Annotated in this window: 15 protein-coding genes and 1 riboswitch; of the genes, 9 read left to right on the top strand and 6 right to left on the bottom strand. The window is 39.9% G+C overall.

The window, feature by feature from the left end; all coding sequences use genetic code 11:
- Window positions 1-43 precede the first annotated feature (43 nt).
- Together BACHE_RS11655 and BACHE_RS11650 are read right to left on the bottom strand one after the other, a co-directional pair.
- Window positions 44-1,093 carry a ribonucleotide-diphosphate reductase subunit beta gene (locus BACHE_RS11655; protein WP_041579374.1) on the bottom strand — a complete coding sequence of 350 codons (1,050 nt, stop codon included), beginning with the start codon at window positions 1,091-1,093 and terminating at the stop codon, window positions 44-46.
- A gap of 48 nt (window positions 1,094-1,141) precedes the next feature.
- Window positions 1,142-3,661 carry a ribonucleoside-diphosphate reductase subunit alpha gene (locus tag BACHE_RS11650; RefSeq protein ID WP_013547909.1) on the bottom strand — a complete coding sequence of 840 codons (2,520 nt, stop codon included), beginning with the start codon at window positions 3,659-3,661 and terminating at the stop codon, window positions 1,142-1,144.
- A 67-nt stretch (window positions 3,662-3,728) separates the two neighbouring features.
- Window positions 3,729-3,943: riboswitch (cobalamin riboswitch) on the bottom strand.
- Window positions 3,944-4,109: 166 nt separating this feature from the next.
- On the opposite strand from BACHE_RS11650, the gene BACHE_RS11645 reads away from it, so the two are divergent.
- From BACHE_RS11645 to BACHE_RS11615, 6 genes are all read left to right on the top strand, one after another.
- Complete coding sequence (locus BACHE_RS11645; RefSeq protein ID WP_013547908.1) at window positions 4,110-5,627, top strand: carbon-nitrogen hydrolase family protein; 1,518 nt, start codon at window positions 4,110-4,112, stop codon at window positions 5,625-5,627.
- An 809-nt stretch (window positions 5,628-6,436) separates the two neighbouring features.
- Entirely contained in the window at window positions 6,437-9,928 is a 3,492-nt protein-coding gene (gene ileS, locus BACHE_RS11635) for an isoleucine--tRNA ligase (RefSeq protein ID WP_013547907.1), read from the top strand.
- A gap of 34 nt (window positions 9,929-9,962) precedes the next feature.
- Window positions 9,963-10,343 carry a TraR/DksA family transcriptional regulator gene (locus tag BACHE_RS11630; RefSeq protein ID WP_013547906.1) on the top strand — a complete coding sequence of 127 codons (381 nt, stop codon included), beginning with the start codon at window positions 9,963-9,965 and terminating at the stop codon, window positions 10,341-10,343.
- 4 nt (window positions 10,344-10,347) lie between these two features.
- Window positions 10,348-10,980 (top strand): lipoprotein signal peptidase, encoded by a 633-nt coding sequence (locus BACHE_RS11625; protein WP_013547905.1) that lies wholly within the window; start codon window positions 10,348-10,350, stop codon window positions 10,978-10,980.
- Entirely contained in the window at window positions 10,977-11,918 is a 942-nt protein-coding gene (locus BACHE_RS11620) for a DUF4296 domain-containing protein (RefSeq protein WP_013547904.1), read from the top strand. Before BACHE_RS11625 ends, BACHE_RS11620 begins: the two co-directional genes overlap by 4 nt.
- Complete coding sequence (locus BACHE_RS11615; RefSeq protein ID WP_013547903.1) at window positions 11,918-12,277, top strand: hypothetical protein; 360 nt, start codon at window positions 11,918-11,920, stop codon at window positions 12,275-12,277. The genes BACHE_RS11620 and BACHE_RS11615 overlap by 1 nt, the downstream gene beginning before the upstream one ends.
- On the opposite strand, the gene BACHE_RS11610 is transcribed toward BACHE_RS11615, so the two are convergent.
- A complete protein-coding gene (locus BACHE_RS11610) occupies window positions 12,228-12,989 on the bottom strand; it encodes a TrmH family RNA methyltransferase (RefSeq protein ID WP_013547902.1) in 762 nt (253 codons plus the stop codon). The genes BACHE_RS11615 and BACHE_RS11610 overlap by 50 nt on opposite strands.
- 142 nt (window positions 12,990-13,131) lie before the next feature.
- On the opposite strand from BACHE_RS11610, the gene tamL reads away from it, so the two are divergent.
- A complete protein-coding gene (tamL, locus tag BACHE_RS11605; protein ID WP_013547901.1) occupies window positions 13,132-15,447 on the top strand; it encodes a translocation and assembly module lipoprotein TamL in 2,316 nt (771 codons plus the stop codon).
- A 17-nt stretch (window positions 15,448-15,464) separates the two neighbouring features.
- On the opposite strand, the gene BACHE_RS11600 is transcribed toward tamL, so the two are convergent.
- Together BACHE_RS11600 and BACHE_RS11595 are read right to left on the bottom strand one after the other, a co-directional pair.
- Window positions 15,465-16,019, bottom strand: a complete 555-nt coding sequence (locus BACHE_RS11600; RefSeq protein WP_013547900.1) for a DUF3332 domain-containing protein — start codon at window positions 16,017-16,019, stop codon at window positions 15,465-15,467.
- Between the two features lie 135 nt (window positions 16,020-16,154).
- Window positions 16,155-16,592 carry a DoxX family protein gene (locus tag BACHE_RS11595; RefSeq protein ID WP_013547899.1) on the bottom strand — a complete coding sequence of 146 codons (438 nt, stop codon included), beginning with the start codon at window positions 16,590-16,592 and terminating at the stop codon, window positions 16,155-16,157.
- A 130-nt stretch (window positions 16,593-16,722) separates the two neighbouring features.
- On the opposite strand from BACHE_RS11595, the gene BACHE_RS11590 reads away from it, so the two are divergent.
- Window positions 16,723-17,919: a BamA/TamA family outer membrane protein gene (locus tag BACHE_RS11590; RefSeq protein ID WP_013547898.1), complete on the top strand. Its 1,197-nt coding sequence runs from the start codon at window positions 16,723-16,725 to the stop codon at window positions 17,917-17,919.
- Window positions 17,906-19,612, top strand: coding sequence for a phosphoethanolamine transferase family protein (locus BACHE_RS11585; protein WP_013547897.1), 1,707 nt, complete (start codon window positions 17,906-17,908; stop codon window positions 19,610-19,612). Before BACHE_RS11590 ends, BACHE_RS11585 begins: the two co-directional genes overlap by 14 nt.
- Before the next feature lie 9 nt (window positions 19,613-19,621).
- Here BACHE_RS11585 and BACHE_RS11580 read toward each other — a convergent pair whose 3' ends face one another.
- Window positions 19,622-20,050 carry a DUF1893 domain-containing protein gene (locus BACHE_RS11580; RefSeq protein WP_013547896.1) on the bottom strand — a complete coding sequence of 143 codons (429 nt, stop codon included), beginning with the start codon at window positions 20,048-20,050 and terminating at the stop codon, window positions 19,622-19,624.
- Between the last annotated feature and the right edge of the window lie 126 nt (window positions 20,051-20,176).

Below are 20,176 nucleotides of genomic sequence, written 5' to 3'. Positions count from 1 at the left end.
ATTTATGTTCTTCTTATTCCCAGCCATTTCTTTATCAGAAGTATTATAAATCATCTTCCAAGGCCGTGCTCTTGGCATAAGCTGTGCTTTTGGCTTCAAAGAAATCAGTCTTTACCATATTGGCATTTGAATATTGTGATACCCAATGCATACTTTCAGGTTCCGTCTGGTTATCCTCATATAAAGGTGCATATCCCAGACTTTTCCAACGCAGATTTCCTAAGTAATGAATATAATCTTCCAACATTTTCCGGCTCAGACCTTGGATATTATCTCCTATGACATATTGTCCCCACGCAATTTCTTGTTTTACACCTTCACGCATCATCTCTTCATAGACTTTCACTTTATCCGGAACAAACAATTCAGGTTCTTCTTTTTTCAGCTCCAGAATGATATTGCGGAACAACCAAAGATGTGTATTTTCATCCCTGTTAATATACCTTATTTCTTGAGCCGAACCAGGCATCTTTCCATTTCGGCTCAGATTATAGAAAAACATAAATCCGCTATAAAAATATATTCCCTCCAAAATATAATTGGCTATTAAAGTTTTCACCAGTGCAAATCCATTTTGACTTTCCTGAAACTCATTATAGCAGTTGCCTATAAAAGTATTTCTTTTTAGGAGATGCTCATCTGTCTTCCATTGGTATAAAATGTCATTACGTTCTTCCGGGCTGCAGATTGAATCAAGCATATAACTATAGCTTTGACTATGCACACATTCCTGAAAGGCTTGTATGTGCAGACAAAGGTTTACTTCATTGGCTGTGATGTATTCGCTGAGAGTTGGCAAATTATTGCTTTGCAGGGAGTCCAGAAAGACGAGAAAACTCAGAATCTTGTCATAGGCTACTCGTTCCGCTTTGTCCAAAAGGGGATAGTCTTTGGTATCTTGAGTAAGATTAATCTCTTCGGGAATCCAAAAATTATTCATAGCTTGACGATACCAGTCGCTTACCCATTTATAGCGCATATTATTGAAGTCATTCAGGTTGGTGGTGTTTCCTCCTATCATTCTCCGATGAAGAATCTCCGTATCACCCGACGGGTTGAATAATGCATTTCTTTTTAATTTATTCATAGCCATATCATTTTTATATAATCTGATTTTATAAATCCTTTAGTTTTTAATAATTTATGATGCACAACTTTCGCATTCTTCCACTTCCAAAGACTTACTTCTCACATAATATAAAGTTTTCACTCCACACTCCCATGCCAACAGATATAATCTAAGTACCTGCCTCATGGTAAACTCATTGGTAATGTATAGATTTAAACTTTGTGCCTGATCAAGATGCCGTTGTCGGATACCGGCAGCACGGATACTCCATTGTTGGTCTATTAAGTATGCGCCTTTGTATATCCAATAAGTCTTGTCGGACAATCCCGGAGCCACACGCGGAAGCATAGCGCCTTTCTTTTCTTCCAGAAAGAAACGTTTCATTACCGGATCGGTTCCGGCAGTTGTTCCTGCTATTATTCCGGTACTGCTGGTAGGTGCAATGGCTAATAGATAGGCGTTTCTCATACCATACTCTGAGACTTTTTTTGCCAATCTCTGCCAGGCAGAAGATGTGTAGCCACGTTTTGAAAAATAAGCTCCGGTCTGCCAGTCACTACCTTCAAAATAAGCATATTTACCTTTTTCTTTGGCCAGGTCTGCACTTGCTTGGATGGCGGCATAGTTAATTCGTTCGAATACTTTGTCCATGAAATGCAAATGTTCGTCACTTTCCCAATGAATGCCACGTAGAGCCAACGCATGATGATAACCACTGACCCCCAATCCTATGCTGCGGTAACGATGGTTTGTTATCCGAGCAAACGGAACTGGATAGAAATTTAAATCAATCACATTGTCAAGTGCACGTACTATGGTTGCTACTTTATCTCTCATCTGCTCTTCATCTTCCAAAGGTAGATGTCCTAATGAAAGGCTGGCAAGGTTACAGACCACAAAATCACCCGGACGGACGGTTTTCACTACGACTGTATCTCCTTCTTTTGTCTTGATGTCCGTGGATATGTTTTCAATGGCCGACATGTTTTGAGCTATTTCCGTACAAAGGTTTGAACAGTAAATGATGCCTTTGTGTGTATTGGGATTGGCATAATTCACGGTATCACGGTTAAAGGTGAAAGGTGTTCCTGTTTCCACGGCCGATCGCAGCACCAGTCTGATAATATCTTTAATACTTATACTCCGTTTGGAAAGTCGGGAATCTTTGACACATTCCAAATATCTGCATTCCCATTCTTTTCCGTAAAAATCTTCTAAACAATAACCTTTTACTGTCATTATTTCATTGGGACAGAACATATACCACACTTGATTTAAATCTTCTTTTGCCATACGCCAGAATAAATCCGGATAACATACGGCGGGAAAGATATCATGAGCTTTCATTCGGTCATCTCCGTTGTTGGTTCGTAGTTGAAGGAATTCCGGCAAGTCTTTATGCCATACATCCAGATAGACAGCAACAGCTCCTTGACGCATGCCCAATTGATCAACAGCTACGGCTGTGTCATTAACAAGTTTCATCCAACGAATTACTCCGCCTGCCACACCTTTAAATCCCCGTATATTGCCTCCGGAAGCACGCACTTTACCAAAATACAGTCCCATTCCACCTCCGAATTTGCTGACCATAGCAAAATTGTCTATACTGCGATAGATGCCTTCTAAACTATCGGGAACAGTATCAATAAAACAGCTTGATAGTTGGTGATAGGGCTTACGGGCATTGGCCATAGTAGGTGTTGCCATCGTTGCCTCCAAACAGCTTAACAGATCATAGATTTTTTTTACCCATGACATTCGGTTTTTGTTTTCAGGCATGGCAAGATGGAGAGCTATTCCCAAATACATTTCTTGTACAGATTCAATCAGTTGATGTGAACGGGTACGAATCAGGTAACGTTTGGCGAGTAAATCCAACCCGGAATAATTAAGTAATTTGTCTCGTTCACTACATAAAAATCCCTCGGCTTCTTCAATTTCCTGAGGAGAATAAGCAGCTAATATATAGTCTCCATACAATCCTTCATTTGTCAGAAAGCACAACTTTTCATAAAAAGAATGTATTCCGGCAACTCCTTCTTGCTCTTTCAATTCCTTGCTTAATTGGAAGTTAAGTATCCGTGCGGCAATAAACTCCCAATCAGGAGCTTCCTGAGTAGTCAATTCTATGGCTGCCTTGACGAGTGCGGTTAACCGTTCTTTTGATGCCATTTCTGGTTTGTAGAAGCTGGAAAATTTTTCTGCAAGCATAATCAGACTGTATTCATTGCAAGTAAAATCCTGTTGAATACTTTTCAGTATATCCATTAATGTAGTGTCGCCAACTTCATTTACTATATTGTTGAGGGCTTTTCTTCGTTCTGTCCGTTGCCAGCGGTAAAGGATGTAGTTTTTGGCTTCTGTATAAAAGCCATGTTCCATCAAGCATCGTTCTACTTCATCCTGAATCCGTTCGACATTTCGGTTTTCCATATTGCCGTCAACGAAATTCTCTACTTCTCTTACCAGAATATATATAGTTTCATCAGTTACTTTCTGTCCGGTGCTGATAAAACTTTTCCGTATTGCAGTGGCAATCTTTTCCTTGTCATAGGGTTCTCTTGTCCCATTTCTCTTGGTTATTTCCATGAGATAGTCTTTTTTATTGTGATTTTTAATGTTTCTTTCGCACTGTATCCCTAATCCCACGAGTGGAAACAGCCTTTAATGAGTGGCAGGTCTTCTGACTTACTCCTTATTTCCGATGCCTTCCCGTTTCCCTCTTTTTAACTTGCAAGACTCAGTGGCAGTAGTTATATCAGAAACATTGATGGAGTTTCACAGCAGCGGGACTGTTCGGGATTTGCACCCGATTCCCTTTTAATCCGAATGACCGATCGGCCTTCCGAAACCAATTCGGGAGCAAAGATAAAAAATAAATGTAACCGTTACAGTATTGATGTTATTAAAATAGCAAAACTTTCTACTGAAAATACAATGATTGTGTTTGGGAAGCCGAGAATATCTTCTTTCAAGAGAATAATGTATGGTTATAAAACGTACCTTTGCAGCATTTTTAACAAGATAGCAGTATTTTATGGAAACACCTAAAATCAATAAAGTACAGATACGTAATCTGATGATTAAGGACTACGAGCAATTGGCACAATCATTCACACGTGTATATTCGGATGGAAGTGATGTATTCTGGACTCACAAGCAGATAGAAAAACTGATTCGTATTTTCCCTGAAGGACAAATTGTGACGGTGGTGGATGAGAAGATCGTGGGCTGTGCTCTTAGTATTATTGTAAATTATGATGATGTAAAAAATGATCATACCTATGCACAAGTGAATACCCACAATCCTGAAGGGAACATCCTTTATGGCATCGAAGTGTTTATTCATCCCCAATATCGCGGCTTGCGTCTGGCACGTCGCATGTACGAATATCGAAAAGAGCTGTGTGAACAATTGAATCTCAAAGCAATAATGTTCGGAGGGCGCATACCCAATTACTATAAATATGCCGACCAACTCCGTCCCAAGGAATATATAGACAAGGTCCGTCAAAAAGAAATTTATGATCCGGTACTGACTTTTCAGCTTTCCAATGACTTCCATGTCCGTAAGGTAATGCGTAATTATCTTCCCAATGATGAAGAATCCAAGCACTACGCTTGCCTTTTGCAATGGGATAATATTTATTATCAGCCGCCCACACAAGACTATGTAAACCCTAAAACAACGGTTCGTGTAGGATTGGTGCAGTGGCAGATGCGCACTTACAAGACATTGGATGACTTATTTGAACAAGTAGAGTTCTTTGTTGATGCCGTATCAGATTATAAAAGTGATTTCGTGCTGTTTCCTGAGTATTTCAATGCTCCGCTGATGGCGAAATTTAATGATGAAGGGGAATCGGAAGCTATCCGAGGATTGGCAGCCTATACAGAAGAAATTAAGGAGCGTTTTATGAAATTAGCCATCAGTTATAATATCAACATTATTACGGGTAGCATGCCGCTAATCAAGGAAGAGGACGGACGTTTGTATAACGTCGGTTTTTTGTGCCGCCGTGACGGGACTTACGAGATGTATGAAAAGATACATGTCACCCCCGATGAAATAAAGAGTTGGGGATTAAGTGGTGGCAAATCTTTGCGGACTTTCGATACGGATTGCGCAAAGATAGGTGTGCTAATATGCTATGATGTGGAATTTCCCGAACTCAGCCGTATCATGGCAGACCAAGGTATGCAAATCCTGTTTGTGCCTTTCTTGACTGATACGCAAAATGCGTATTCACGCGTAAAAGTATGTGCCCATGCCCGTGCTATCGAAAATGAATGTTTTGTTGTAATAGCCGGCAGTGTAGGCAATCTCCCACGTGTGCATAATATGGATATACAGTATGCCCAGTCCGGCGTATTTACCCCTTGTGATTTTGCTTTCCCTACCGACGGAAAGCGTGCCGAGGCAACTCCGAATACTGAAATGATTCTTGTGTCCGATGTGGATTTGGATTTGTTGAACGAACTTCATACTTATGGTAGTGTTCGTAATCTGAAGGATCGCAGGAATGATTTGTATGAAGTAAGAATGAAGAAATAAAAAAAAACAGCATCCGGTCAGTTTCTTACGGCATCTGCATAGTAGCAAGCCATCCGAAGGAAACACTGCATGCTGGCTGTGAACAAGAGAAAAGGGAACAACAAGACTGCTGTTCTCTTGAAAGTAATCCGAATTTTTATTTGTTTTAGCGCATCTGCTTTTAATGAGTAAATGAGCATCTTTACCGACATAATGCAAAACATAATAGGTTGAAACTTGTGCAAGCTGCACTGCTTCAAGCTAACGGTACTTATGACTGCCATTTCAAATTACTTAATAACTTGGTTCTAATTATCTCTAATCATAGCTTCATTTACATTACGAGGTAAAGGTCGTTACATTATAAAGTAAAGACTATTACATGCTGAGGTAACCATTTTTACCTTGTAGTGTAAATAACAGAAATCCGTATTGTTAAAATAGTATTTCTCTATTCTCACGCACTGCTCTATAAGCTTCACTTTTTTCACAGGCAAGGCTGGCAAGAGCGTTTCTTCATCAAGTACATCCGGTGTCAAAAAGGAAATGCCGAATCGCACCGTTTATCTTTACCGGTACAATGACTTTATTTTCGCGAAACTTGAGCATGTATTATAATCGATATAGTTGTACAGATGGCAACAAAGCAGAATGTACGCTTCATATTCATTGTATTTGTAGGAGCAAAAGTGGTTTTTTCTACTCAAAAATCTCTTTTATCTAAGTTTTTTGTAAATTTGCACCCTTAAAATAAAGAGAGTAGCATTTCTAAATATGCAAAAGTACTCTTGAGGTAGTGAATTGTAATTAGCCAAATAGTAAATATCAAGATGGGTAAGAAGTTTGCCGAATATTCGAAGTTTGACCTTTCGGAAATAAACAAGGAAGTGTTGAAGAAATGGGATGAGAACCAAGTTTTCACCAAGAGTATGACAGAACGTGAAGGTTGTCCTTCTTTCGTGTTTTACGAAGGACCTCCCTCGGCCAATGGTATGCCTGGTATTCACCATGTAATGGCTCGCTCCATAAAGGATATTTTTTGCCGTTACAAAACCATGAAGGGATTTCAGGTAAAGCGTAAAGCCGGATGGGATACTCACGGACTTCCTGTGGAACTGGGTGTGGAAAAGGCTCTTGGTATTACGAAAGAGGACATTGGTAAGACTATTTCTGTTGCTGAGTATAATGCTGCTTGCCGTAAAGATGTCATGAAGTTCACCAAAGAGTGGGAAGACTTGACACACAAGATGGGTTATTGGGTGGATATGAAAAATCCGTATATCACCTATGATAACCGTTATATCGAAACCTTGTGGTGGTTGTTGAAGCAACTTCACAAAAAAGGACTCTTATATAAAGGATATACCATACAACCGTATTCCCCGGCTGCCGGAACAGGACTCAGTTCTCACGAGTTAAACCAGCCCGGATGCTATCGTGACGTGAAGGATACGACCGTAGTAGGGCAATTCAAGATGAAGAGTCCTAAGCCCGAAATGGCAGAGTGGGGTACTCCTTATTTTATAGCATGGACTACTACTCCGTGGACATTGCCCAGCAATACCGCACTCTGTGTAGGCCCGAAAATAGACTATGTGGCCGTGCAGACCTACAATAGCTATACCAGTGAAAAAATGACGGTGATACTGGCCAAAACATTGCTATACACTCACTTTAATAAGAAAGCGGAAGATATTGCATTAGAAGATTATAAGCCTGGTGACAAGCTGATTCCATTCAAGGTAGTGGGCGAATACAAAGGCGCAGATTTGGTAGGAATGGAATACGAACAGCTTATCCCGTGGGTGAAACCTGTGGATATTGACAACGATGGTAACTGGGCTATCAGCACGAAAGGGTTCCGCGTCATTCCGGGAGATTATGTAACTACTGAAGACGGTACGGGTATCGTACATATTGCTCCGACATTCGGTGCGGATGATGCGCAAGTAGCACGTGCCGCAGGGATTCCAGCCCTGTTTATGATTAATAAAAAAGGCGAGACTCGTCCGATGGTGGATCTTACCGGAAAGTTTTATCTGCTGGACGAACTGGATGAAAATTTTGTGGAGAAGTGTGTAGATGTAGATGCCTACAAAGAATATCAGGGCAGATGGGTGAAGAATGCCTATGACCCGCAATTCACCATTGACGGTAAATATGATGAAAAAGCGGCTGGATCTGCCGAATCGCTCGATATCTATATTTGCATGATGATGAAAACTGCCAGTCAAGCATTCAAGATAGAAAAGCACGTGCATAATTATCCGCACTGCTGGCGTACGGACAAACCGATATTATACTATCCGTTGGATAGTTGGTTTATTCGCAGCACTGCATGCAAAGAACGCATGATGGAATTGAACAAAACTATCAACTGGAAACCCGAAAGTACGGGTACGGGACGTTTTGGCAAATGGCTGGAGAATCTGAATGACTGGAATCTGAGCCGTTCCCGTTATTGGGGTACTCCGTTACCTATCTGGCGCACAGAGGATGGCAGTGACGAAAAGTGTATCGAATCCGTAGAAGAGCTCTATAATGAAATAGAGAAATCCGTAGCTGCCGGATTGATGGAATCGAACCCTTACAAGGAAAAAGGTTTCCAACCGGGAGCATATACACAAGAGAACTACGACAAGATAGACCTTCACCGTCCGTATGTGGATGATATCATCCTCGTTTCCAAAGACGGCAAGCCCATGAGACGTGAAACGGATTTGATTGACGTATGGTTTGACTCCGGTTCTATGCCCTATGCCCAAATTCACTATCCATTTGAGAATAGAGAATTACTGGACACCCATCAGGTGTACCCCGCCGATTTCATCGCGGAAGGCGTAGATCAAACCCGTGGCTGGTTTTTCACATTGCATGCCATCGCTACAATGGTGTTTGACAGTGTGTCTTACAAGGCTGTTATTTCCAACGGATTGGTACTCGACAAAAATGGCAACAAGATGTCCAAACGTTTGGGCAATGCAGTCGATCCATTCTCTACCATAGAGAAGTACGGTTCCGACCCCTTGCGCTGGTACATGATTACCAACTCCTCACCGTGGGATAACTTGAAATTCGACGTAGATGGAGTGGAAGAGGTACGCCGCAAGTTCTTTGGCACTTTATACAATACATATTCTTTCTTCTCTCTTTATGCCAATGTTGATGGATTTGAATACAAAGAAGCCGATATGCCTATGGAAGAACGTCCTGAAATAGACCGTTGGATTCTTTCTGTCCTGAACACATTGGTAAAGGGTGTGGATACTTGTTATAACGAGTATGAACCGACAAAAGCCGGACGTCTCATTTCTGACTTTGTGAACGATAATCTTTCCAATTGGTACGTTCGCTTGAACCGCAAACGTTTCTGGGGTGGTGGTATGACGCAAGACAAACTGTCTGCTTTTCAAACCCTCTATACATGTCTGGAAACGGTAGCGAAACTGATGGCTCCAATCGCTCCTTTTTATGCAGATATGTTGTACTCCGATCTGATAGCAGCGACGGGACGAGATAATGTTGTTTCCGTTCATCTTGCCAAGTTTCCTGAAAGTAAAGAGAATATGACAGACAAAGAGTTGGAAGCACGCATGCAGATGGCACAGGATGTCACCTCTATGGTGTTGGCACTGCGTCGTAAAGTGAACATTAAAGTTCGTCAGCCATTGCAGTGTATCATGATTCCGGTGGTGGATGAAGAACAGCATACTCACATTGAAGCCGTGAAAGCTCTTATCATGAACGAGGTGAATGTAAAGGAGATTCAATTTGTGGACGGTGCAGCCGGTGTATTGGTAAAGAAGGTAAAATGTGATTTCAAGAAGTTGGGACCTAAATTTGGCAAGCAGATGAAGGATGTAGCTAACCTTGTTTCAACATTATCGCAAGAGGCTATTGCCAAGCTTGAGAAAAATGGTTATTACACCCTCCACTTGGCAGACGGTACGGATGTTGATATAGAAACGGCTGATGTGGAAATTTTCAGCGAAGATATCCCAGGTTGGTTGGTTGCCAATGAAGGCAGGCTGACCGTGGCTCTGGAAGTTACCATAACCGAAGAGCTTCGCCGCGAAGGTGTTGCCCGCGAGTTGGTAAACCGTATCCAAAACATTCGCAAATCAAGTGGTTTTGAGATAACGGACAAAATAGAAATCACATTATCAAAAAATCAGCATACAGATGATGCGGTAACAGAATATAAAGACTATATTTGTAACCAAGTTTTAGGAACCTCACTTATATTGGCAGATAGCGTTGAAAACGGAATAGAATTGGAATTCGACGATTTTTCCTTATTTGTGAATGTACTGAAACAATAATTAATACTAAACTAATCCTTAAACACGTAATGTTATGGCAGAAAAAACAAGATACTCAGACGCTGAATTGGAAGAATTCCGTACCATTATTATGGATAAATTAGAGTTGGCCCAGCGTGACTATGAACTTCTGAGAGCCAGTTTGAACGGTGCAGACGGTAATGATACCGATGATACATCTCCCACATACAAAGTATTGGAGGAAGGTGCAAATACACTGTCCAAAGAAGAAACTACGCGCCTGGCACAACGTCAGTTGAAGTTTATACAGGGGTTACAAGCCGCTTTGGTACGTATTGAGAACAAGACATACGGCATTTGCCGTGAAACCGGTAAATTGATTCCGGCCGAACGTTTGCGTGCTGTTCCTCATGCAACATTAAGCATTGAAGCTAAAAATAATAGCAAAAAATAAGGAGATGGGGAAATTTTTCACGAAAGGCCGTATCGCCTTACTTATTATTTTCTCAATGTTGATTATTGATCAGATAATCAAGATATGGATTAAAACGCATATGTATTGGCACGAAAGCATACGTGTGACAGATTGGTTTTACATTTATTTTACAGAAAATATAGGTATGGCTTTCGGAATGGAAATATTTGATAAACTATTCCTAACTATTTTCCGTATTATTGCAGTTTCGACAATAGGCTGGTTTTTGTACAAGTGTGTGAAACAAAGCATGAAGACAGGTTTTATCGTATGTCTCTCTCTCATATTGACAGGGGCTATGGGTAATATTATTGACAGTCTTTTTTATGGAATATTTTTCAATGAAAGTACCCATGCGCAAATAGCTACTTTTATGCCCGAAAGCGGTGGGTACGCTCCATTGTTTTACGGAAAAGTAGTGGACATGTTCTATTTTCCTATTATTGAAACAAACTGGCCGCAGTGGATGCCTTTTATCGGTGGAGATCATTTTGTTTTTTTCAGCCCGATATTCAATTTTGCCGATGCAGCAATCAGTTGCGGTGTTATTGCTTTATTTCTGTTTTATAGTAAATATCTGAATGAGGCTTACCATGCGGCTATAAAAAAATCATGAAAGGAAGAAAGCGAATTCAATGGTATAGTGTATTCCTTTTGGTATTTTGTTTAACATCTTGCCAGGTAAAAAGGCCTGAAGGTGTTTTACCGGATGCCAAAATGGAAGATGTACTTTATGACTATCATATAGCTAAGGCTATGGGTGATGAAGTTCCTTATAATGAAAGTTATAAACGATTACTATACGTTGAATCCGTTTTCAAAAAACAAGGTATTACTCAAGCTGTTTTCGACTCTTCAATGGTTTGGTATGCACGCAATCCGGAAATCCTCACTAAAATTTATGAAAAAGTAAATTTTCGGTTGAAAGCCGAAAGAGACGGTATCAATCATCTGATTGCCATACGTGACAATAAGCCGAAAGAATCTCTTTCCGGTGACAGCGTTGATGTGTGGACGTGGCAGCATATTTATCAACTCACAGGCATGCCTTTGGACAATAAGATTATATTTAGTTTGCCTTCAGATACTAATTTCCATGACAGGGATACGTTACGATGGAATGTACGCTTCCATTTCCGTGATGGCATGCTGCCGGACAGCGCACATGCTCCTTTGATGGCTATGCAAATTCAGTATGAGAACGACAGCATCATTAATGATATTCTGAAAGTTAAGAAGACAGGAATCAAAACGATCACTCTGACAGCAGATACTTTAGGGAAGATAAAGGAAATACGCGGATTTATTTATTATCCTGTACAAAAGGTGTCTCGACCAGTGCTGATAGATCATATTTCATTGATGCGTTATCATGCTTCCGATTCTATTCCTACAGTTAAAGACAGTCTGCAACAAACTAACAGTAATGTGGGAAAAGATAGTATCGGCCATCCCGATGAGGTTCGATCTGCCAGATCACCGCAAGATGCAAATCACAGGAATATCCGCCCACGTCCTGTACGCGAATCAAAACCTATCATCAGAAAAGAATAATGAAACGTTATGCTTCTCATTTTCTGTTTCTTCCGAGGCATGGGTATCTCAAGCAGTATGTACTCGAAATAGGAAAAAATGGAATAGTGCGTATTTGCCCTTTATCTGAAGAAATAGAGAATACAGAGTGGTTGCCCGGTGTTATAGTTTTGCTTGATAATGATCGTCATACAGCTATTCCCGATTTATCAAAAGAGATCTTTCCTCTGTTTGATAGAGAAGAAAAACCAGTTTTTTTATTATCAGTACCGGAAAGCGTAGAAGAAGAAATTGCATATTCGGTTCCTTATTTGCTTTTTCCTTTTGATTTTACGGCAATGCAGCCTGTCTCCGAAACTCGGCACAAACTACTGCGGTAGCAATAGCTACGTTTAATGATTCGGACGTTTGACGATCTGCCGGATAATTAGGAATGTACAGTCTCCTGTTAATGAGTTGTTCTACTTCTTTTCCTATACCATTACCTTCATTTCCCATTACAATCAGCCCATAAGAAGACAAAGGTTGGCAATAAATGTCTTCCCCATCAAGGAATGTACCGTAAACCGGTATGCCTTTCAAGGCACATATAAGTTCGGGAAGAGGAGTGTAATGAAGCTTCACACGTGCAATTCCCCCCATAGTGGCTTGTACGGTTTTAGGATTATAGGCATCTACTGTATTGGGTGAACAGAAAATATGTTCTATTCCAAACCAATCGGCAAGCCGGATGATCGTTCCTAAATTACCGGGATCTTGTATATCATCCAAAGCGAGACAAAGTGAATGGCTGATAACTGAAAAGTCTGCCGTATCTTCGGGCTGGCGAAATACTGCCAACACTTGTTGGGGAGTTTTTAATAAACTGGCACGAGAAAGTTCTTCTTCAGTAATTATCGTCACATCATCTGTCGGTAAATCTTCGTTTTGAGAGATCCACTCAGAAGTTGCTATAAGAAACTGACAAGGAAAATGCTCCAACAGGTCACCTACTAATTTGGGACCTTCCGCAAGAAAGACCTTATCGTTTTTTCGGTTTTTCTTTAACTCCAATGAGTGGATATATTTAATCCGGTTTTTGCTTAATGTCATAGAATGAAAATATTATTGTTTGACAAAAATACATTATTATTTTTATATATTCAAAAACTCTGCACTCTTACAGCCTTTTTATTTTGAGAACAAAAAAATACGAGTATATTTGTGGCTGTTTATGAGTAATTAATTATTCAGTATGAAGAAAAGTCTTCGTTACGCGATATATGCTGCTATTGTACTTTTGTGGGCTTCCTGTACTTCCACCAAATATGTACCGGATGGTTCGTATTTGCTGGACGAGGTACGCATACAAACGGACAATAAAGATGTCAAACCTTCGGCTTTGTCTTTATACGTCCGTCAAAATCCCAATTCCAAATGGTTTAGCCTGATAAAAACTCAGTTATATATTTACAACTGGTCCGGGCGTGACTCTACGCGCCGGATAAATCGCACATTACGCCGATTAGGAGATGCACCTGTCATTTATAGTGATAAAGAAACTGAACGCACCATAGAGGAAATGACTAAAGCTGTTCAGAACATGGGCTATATGGGAGCCATTGTAGAATCAATGCGGGAGGTAAAGAAAAAGAAAATGAAGTTGGTTTATAAAGTGACTGCAGGTAAGCCCTATAGAGTACGCATGTTGAAATATAACATTCAAGACGATAGGATTCAGCGATACATGCAACAGGATTCTACAAAAACGCTATTGTCTGAAGGCATGCCTTTTGACGTCAACATTTTGGATGAAGAGCGCCAACGGATTACAAATAATCTTTTGCAGAATGGATATTATAAATTTAATAAAGACTATATATCATACACAGCAGATACTGTGCGGAATACTTATTTAGTTGATTTAACTTTGCATTTGGCTCCTTACAAACAGAACAATGAGGATAAACCACAAAATCATCGCCAATATACAATCAATAAAGTGAGCTTCATCACCGATTACAATGTATTGGAATCATCGGCTTTGAATAGCATAGAAGTAAATGACTCTTTGCATTATAAAGGTTTTCCTATTTATTATAAAGACAAGCTATACTTGCGTCCCAAAGTATTAACCAATAACTTGCGAATTACTCCGGGAACTTTATTCAATGAACAAGATGTACAACGCACCTATTCTAACTTCGGGCGTTTACAAGCATTGAAATACACAAATATCCGTTTCTTTGAAACACAGCAAGGAGATAGTGCCAAGCTGAATTCTTATGTACTTTTGACCAAAAGTAAGCATCAGTCTGTTTCTTTTGAGATAGAAGGAACAAACTCAGCCGGTGATTTAGGGGCAGCCGCATCGGTAGCATTCCAACACCGCAATTTATTTAAAGGTTCCGAAGCTTTTATGCTTAAACTGCGTGGTGCATATGAAGCTGTATCAGGTCTGCAGAGCGGGCAGCACAACCAAAATTATACAGAACTTGGCGCAGAGGCAACCGTTAATTTTCCTCGTTTTATGTTTCCTTTCCTTTCCACTGATTTTAAACGGAAAATGCGGGCGACTACGGAATTCGGACTTCAATACAGTTATCAGATGCGACCGGAGTTTACTCGCATTGTGGCATCAGCAGGATGGAGTTATAAATGGAGCAGTGCACAACGACGGCACTCACAACATCGTATTGATTTATTGGATGTCAACTATCTGTACATGCCATGGATAGATCCAACTTTTAAAGAAAATTATTTAGAGACGGATGAAAACTACATTTTACGATATAACTATGCCGACCGTCTGATTGTTCGCACTGGTTACAGCTATACGTACAATAGTACCGGACAGACACTAATGAATAATGCAGTTGCAGGTAACTCTTATACCATCCGTTTCAATTTTGAGTCTGCCGGAAATTTTCTTTATGCCGTAGCCAAAGCGACAGGTATGAAAAAAAATGATAATGGTGAATATACATTATTAAGCATACCTTTTGCACAATATCTGAAAGGAGATTTTGATTTTGCCAAGAATGTTGTTATTGACAATCGTAATTCTTTAGCATTCCATTTTGGGGCAGGCATTGCCATCCCTTATGGCAATGCGACAATAATTCCTTTTGAGAAACGTTATTTTTCGGGAGGAGCTAATAGTGTACGTGGCTGGTCCGTTCGTGGTTTAGGTCCTGGTTCCTTTCCCGGTGACGGTAATTTTCTGAATCAGTCGGGAGACATCAAATTGGATGCGAGCATTGAATATCGCACACGTTTATTTTGGAAATTCAAAGGAGCTTTCTTTATAGACGCGGGTAACATCTGGACATTACGTGATTATAAAGATCAACCTGGAGGAAAATTCAAATTCAACGAATTTTATAAGCAAATAGCAGTGGCTTATGGATTAGGTTTACGCATGGATCTGGATTTTTTCGTGTTGAGATTTGATGGAGGCATGAAAGCCATCAATCCTGTCTATGAAAAAGGAAAAGGCCGATATCCGATTATTCATCCGGATTTCGGCCGTGATTTCGCATTCCACTTTGCAGTGGGATATCCGTTCTAAAGAATTAAAAATAATTCTTACCGTGCTGCATAATAAGTACCGACCATTGTTGCCTGACGGGCAGCAGCTACACCTTGTGCATTCAGAGCAACAGTCATTTCCTCACCGTTTGGTAAAGTCATTTGGGCAGTGCCGTCATTGTTCATTTGCAACAGTTCGGTACTAACACCGTCAGCCACAACATTCCAAGTATTCAGCTCTTTATTATAAATCAGTTCCACAGACGTCGTTTCACCTTCTTTGGTAATAGAGTAACCATTCTCAAGTGTTTCTACCAGATAGTTGCCATTTTCACCTTTTACTTTTTTTACATCGCCTATGCTTGCCATCGGGTTGCTGCCACTCCAGAATTCGATGGAATTGATAACCAGCGCATCAGCCAAATAGCAAACACCATATACTGGTATAATATTGAATGCCAAAAAGACAAGTTCATTAACGAACTTATTACCAATACTTTGATTCCAATTTACGAGTTTACTGTGTAATCCGAAAGAACCAATACAGGAACTGAAAAGAAACACACCGCAAATCATCACAGTTGCGGCCATCTTGAAATTGATTTTTTTCATAATCATTCTTTTTTTATTTTACTGTGTTTAATAAATATAATCCATTGGACTATTTCCATCCCTGCAAATATAGGTGTTTTCCGATAAAGATTGAGATTTCTACCTGAAAAAGTACAATCAGCCCCATAAAAAGAATTATAAACCAGCTTTTCGGGAAAAAATGTTCCCTATTAGACGGTCAACGGAAAATCTACCGGGACCAATAATATACATCAATATAAATACTGTCAGATAGACAAAAGCAAGTTCTTTCACATTGAATGCGTCGTTGGCATGAATTACAAAGAAAGCAACTACCATTGTGAATATCATTGGTATCATTGCCAAGCGGTATAAGAAACCTATGATAAATGCCATGGAACAAACCAATTCACCAAAAATAGCCAGTCCCAAAGATAACGGACTGCCTATGCCCAAAGGATCGGGAAAGACAGCAGACAATTCCTGATAGTTAGACCATTTATCAATGCCATGATTCATTAATAACAGGCCGAAAACAATTCTTACAATCAATAATATGGCAGATACTGCCGCACTATCCGGTTTTAGAGGAAATAAAAATCGTTTAAGCATATAAATCATTTTTTTGTTAATTCTATAATAGAACAAACATTGATGAATGATTGTTTATTTATTACTTTAATTGGTAAGAAGAAAACAGATCATTAAAACAGAAAAAGTGGAAACAAAAAGAATAGTATAAATGAGCACAAGACTAACGAGATGGATATTAGCGATATTGTTGCTGATGACAGAAACAGCCAATCACGCACAAACACATTTTGCGGAATTTGCAATTCCGACAGATTCAACGCATATATCTCCTAACATTGACTCGCTTTCTGCCAACCGTGGTTTCTTTAAAAGGTTCCTTGACTATTTCAATGATGCCAACAAGGAAAAGAATAATAAAAAATTCGATTTCAGTATCATAGGTGGACCTCATTATTCCAGCGATACTAAACTGGGATTAGGGTTGGTAGCTGCCGGACTTTATCGTACAGATCGGAGAGACACACTTCTTCCTTCATCTAATATTTCATTGTATGGAGATGTTTCCACTGTAGGTTTTTATTTGTTGGGCGTACGTGGAAATCATTTATTTCCACAAGATAAATATCGTCTTAATTACAACTTATATTTTTATTCTTTCCCAAGTTTCTACTGGGGAAAGGGATATGATAATGGTTCTGACAATGGCAACAAGAGTGAATATGAACGCTTTCAGGCACAGGTGAAAGCCGATTTTATGTTCCGCATGGCACGCAACTTTTATATTGGCCCAATGGCTATGTTTGATTATGTGAATGGACATGACTTTGAAAAACCGGAATTGTGGGAAGGGATGAAATCGCGGACAGCCAATCTTAGTCTTGGCTTTTCACTATTGTATGATTCGCGGGATTTTCTGACCAATGCTTATAGAGGATATTATTTGAGGATTGACCAACGATTCAGCCCTGCTTTTCTTGGCAACAAATATGCGTTTAGCAGTACAGAACTGACGACAAATTATTACCATCCTATATGGAAAGGTGGCACATTGGCAGGTCAGTTTCACATCTTGTTGAATTATGGAAATCCTCCTTGGGGATTGATGGCAACATTAGGAGGATCTTACTCCATGCGTGGCTATTACGAGGGACGCTATCGTGATAAATGTGTAATGGATTCCCAATTGGAACTGCGTCAGCATGTATGGAAACGGAATGGTGTTGCCGTGTGGGTGGGGGCTGGAACCATATTTCCAGATTTCCAGAAATTCAAGACCAAGCAGATACTTCCCAACTACGGATTTGGCTATCGCTGGGAATTCAAGAAAAGAGTGAATGTGCGTTTAGATTTAGGATTTGGCAAACATCAAACAGGATTTATATTCAATATCAATGAAGCTTTTTAAAAACATGAAGGGACAGTTTGGAAATCAGGAACAGTTGTTTTATTTGTTTCTAACTGTTTTAATAGTTCCCAATATCATACTTTGTTTTACAGAACCGATATCATTGGAGGCAAAGATATGCAATGTGGCGTTACCGTTCTCCTTATATTATATGGTAATGACTTGGTCAAGGAACAGTGGCAGAACTTTCTGGATTTTGTTCCCGTTTATCTTTTTCGGAGCCTTCCAGATAGTGTTGCTTTATCTTTTCGGACAGTCCATTATTGCAGTGGACATGTTCTTGAATCTGGTAACAACCAATCCAAGCGAAGCATTGGAATTACTCGATAATCTGATACCTGCTATCGTCATCGTGGTACTGCTGTATATACCTGCATTGATTCTGGCAATGATTTTAATAGTGCGTAAGCGGAAATTACCGGAAATATTTGTCCGACGGGAACGAAAAAGAGCATGGTTTGCATTAGCTATCGGTATTTCATCTTTAGGCTTTACTCTTTTGTCGGATAGCCGCTACGAACTGAAATCTGATCTGTATCCGGCAAATGTGTGTTATAATATTGCACTTGCTTTTCAACGGGCTACTCAAACACAAAAGTATGAGGAAACATCGAAAGGCTTTACGTTTAATGCCAAAGCCACTCATCCTGCTGGTAGGAGAGAAGTGTATGTAATGGTAGTGGGCGAAACTTCCCGCGCCAATAATTGGTCCATTTATGATTATGAACGTGAAACAAATCCTGAACTCTCAAAGGTAAAAGGATTGACTTATTTCTGTCATGCGCTGACAGAATCAAATACCACGCACAAAAGTGTTCCGATGTTATTATCATCCGTCGATGCTAATGATTTTGATTCTATTTATTATCAGAAAGGAATTATTACTGCATTCAAAGAAGCCGGGTATCAGACCGCTTTTTTCTCCAATCAGCGTTATAACCATTCCTTCATCGATTTTTTTGGTAAAGAGGCCGATACATTTGATTTTATCAAAGAGGACGTAAAAGATTCCAACTATAATCCTTCAGATGATGAATTACTAAAATTGGTGGCAGCCGAAGTTGAGAAGGGAGCTACCAAACAATTTATTGTTCTCCATACTTATGGATCACATTTTAATTATCGTGAGCGTTATCCGGCAGAAAGAGCAGTTTTTTTACCTGACACTCCGGTGGATGCCAAAGTCAGGTATAAAAAAAATTTAGTAAATGCCTATGATAATTCCATTCGATATACAGATGATTTTTTGGCACGTATTATTCACTTGTTACAGCGGCAATGCGTGGATGCAGCCATGCTTTATACCTCCGACCACGGAGAAGATATCTTTGATGATGAGAGGCGTCTGTTTTTGCACGCTTCGCCAGTACCCTCATATTATCAAATTCATGTACCTTTTCTTTTGTGGATGTCTGACAGCTACAAAGAAGCTAATCCGATGTTGGCACAAGCGGCACAAGGCAACCAAAAAAGGAATATTTCTTCCAGCGCTTCTTTTTTCCATACGATGCTCCAATTGGGTGGCATAGCGACTCCTTATCGCAATGATTCCCTATCCGTGACGAGCGCCTTGCTGACAGAAAAGCCCAGAATATATCTGAACGATCACAATAAAGCATGTTCATTAGGTGATACAGGCATGGGAAAAGAAGACTTCGAGATGCTGGATAAGAAGGGAATTCGCTGTAAATAAATTCCCTTCTTATGGTTTCTTATCTTTTGAACGCATATTTATAATAAAATCCTGAATGACCAGATACATCTCTGTTGCATACTTTAATTGACTGCAGGCAGTTTCCAACGGACACCAACCCGTTTTGTCACGATTGATAATATGAGGCACTTCTTGAGCAAATGAGGTCTCTATACCCGCATCACAAAGTAACGCCAGGGCAGGGGTACTTATGATATCAGCATATACTTTTTCTATTCCCCCAAGCACCATCAGGGCAGCAGCTCCCTTGCCTATGATTTTGTCTGCGATGGCAGCTCCTTTCATAAATACGGGATCTGTCTGATATAAATCATACAAATCAGATACACCGCGTTGAGTAAAAGTACGCAATTCATCCCGTTTTTTTATTACGCAAGAATATCCGCCTGCATGCAGCATATTAATTATGCCTTTCATAAATCCTTAGTTTGATTGATTTCTTCCTGCAAAAATACGAAAAACTATCAGATAAAATATCTATGTCCTGCAGTTTTATCAAACCATGACAAAGAAAAGGCTTTGAAAACCAATGATTTTCAAAGC

The sequence above is a fragment of the Bacteroides helcogenes P 36-108 genome, from assembly GCF_000186225.1.
GTDB classification, from domain to species: domain Bacteria; phylum Bacteroidota; class Bacteroidia; order Bacteroidales; family Bacteroidaceae; genus Bacteroides; species Bacteroides helcogenes.
This window is presented reverse-complemented; position numbering and strand designations above follow the sequence as displayed.

What these genes read in the sequence shown, in the direction of transcription:
- BACHE_RS11655 (WP_041579374.1), bottom strand. Translation starts at nt 1,093, where the DNA reads ATGGCTATGAATAAATTAAAAAGAAATGCATTATTCAACCCGTCGGGT.
- BACHE_RS11650 (WP_013547909.1), bottom strand. Translation starts at nt 3,661, where the DNA reads ATGGAAATAACCAAGAGAAATGGGACAAGAGAACCCTATGACAAGGAA.
- BACHE_RS11645 (WP_013547908.1), top strand. Translation starts at nt 4,110, where the DNA reads ATGGAAACACCTAAAATCAATAAAGTACAGATACGTAATCTGATGATT.
- ileS (WP_013547907.1), top strand. Translation starts at nt 6,437, where the DNA reads ATGGGTAAGAAGTTTGCCGAATATTCGAAGTTTGACCTTTCGGAAATA.
- BACHE_RS11630 (WP_013547906.1), top strand. Translation starts at nt 9,963, where the DNA reads ATGGCAGAAAAAACAAGATACTCAGACGCTGAATTGGAAGAATTCCGT.
- BACHE_RS11625 (WP_013547905.1), top strand. Translation starts at nt 10,348, where the DNA reads ATGGGGAAATTTTTCACGAAAGGCCGTATCGCCTTACTTATTATTTTC.
- BACHE_RS11620 (WP_013547904.1), top strand. Translation starts at nt 10,977, where the DNA reads ATGAAAGGAAGAAAGCGAATTCAATGGTATAGTGTATTCCTTTTGGTA.
- BACHE_RS11615 (WP_013547903.1), top strand. Translation starts at nt 11,918, where the DNA reads ATGAAACGTTATGCTTCTCATTTTCTGTTTCTTCCGAGGCATGGGTAT.
- BACHE_RS11610 (WP_013547902.1), bottom strand. Translation starts at nt 12,989, where the DNA reads ATGACATTAAGCAAAAACCGGATTAAATATATCCACTCATTGGAGTTA.
- tamL (WP_013547901.1), top strand. Translation starts at nt 13,132, where the DNA reads ATGAAGAAAAGTCTTCGTTACGCGATATATGCTGCTATTGTACTTTTG.
- BACHE_RS11600 (WP_013547900.1), bottom strand. Translation starts at nt 16,019, where the DNA reads ATGAAAAAAATCAATTTCAAGATGGCCGCAACTGTGATGATTTGCGGT.
- BACHE_RS11595 (WP_013547899.1), bottom strand. Translation starts at nt 16,592, where the DNA reads ATGCTTAAACGATTTTTATTTCCTCTAAAACCGGATAGTGCGGCAGTA.
- BACHE_RS11590 (WP_013547898.1), top strand. Translation starts at nt 16,723, where the DNA reads ATGAGCACAAGACTAACGAGATGGATATTAGCGATATTGTTGCTGATG.
- BACHE_RS11585 (WP_013547897.1), top strand. Translation starts at nt 17,906, where the DNA reads ATGAAGCTTTTTAAAAACATGAAGGGACAGTTTGGAAATCAGGAACAG.
- BACHE_RS11580 (WP_013547896.1), bottom strand. Translation starts at nt 20,050, where the DNA reads ATGAAAGGCATAATTAATATGCTGCATGCAGGCGGATATTCTTGCGTA.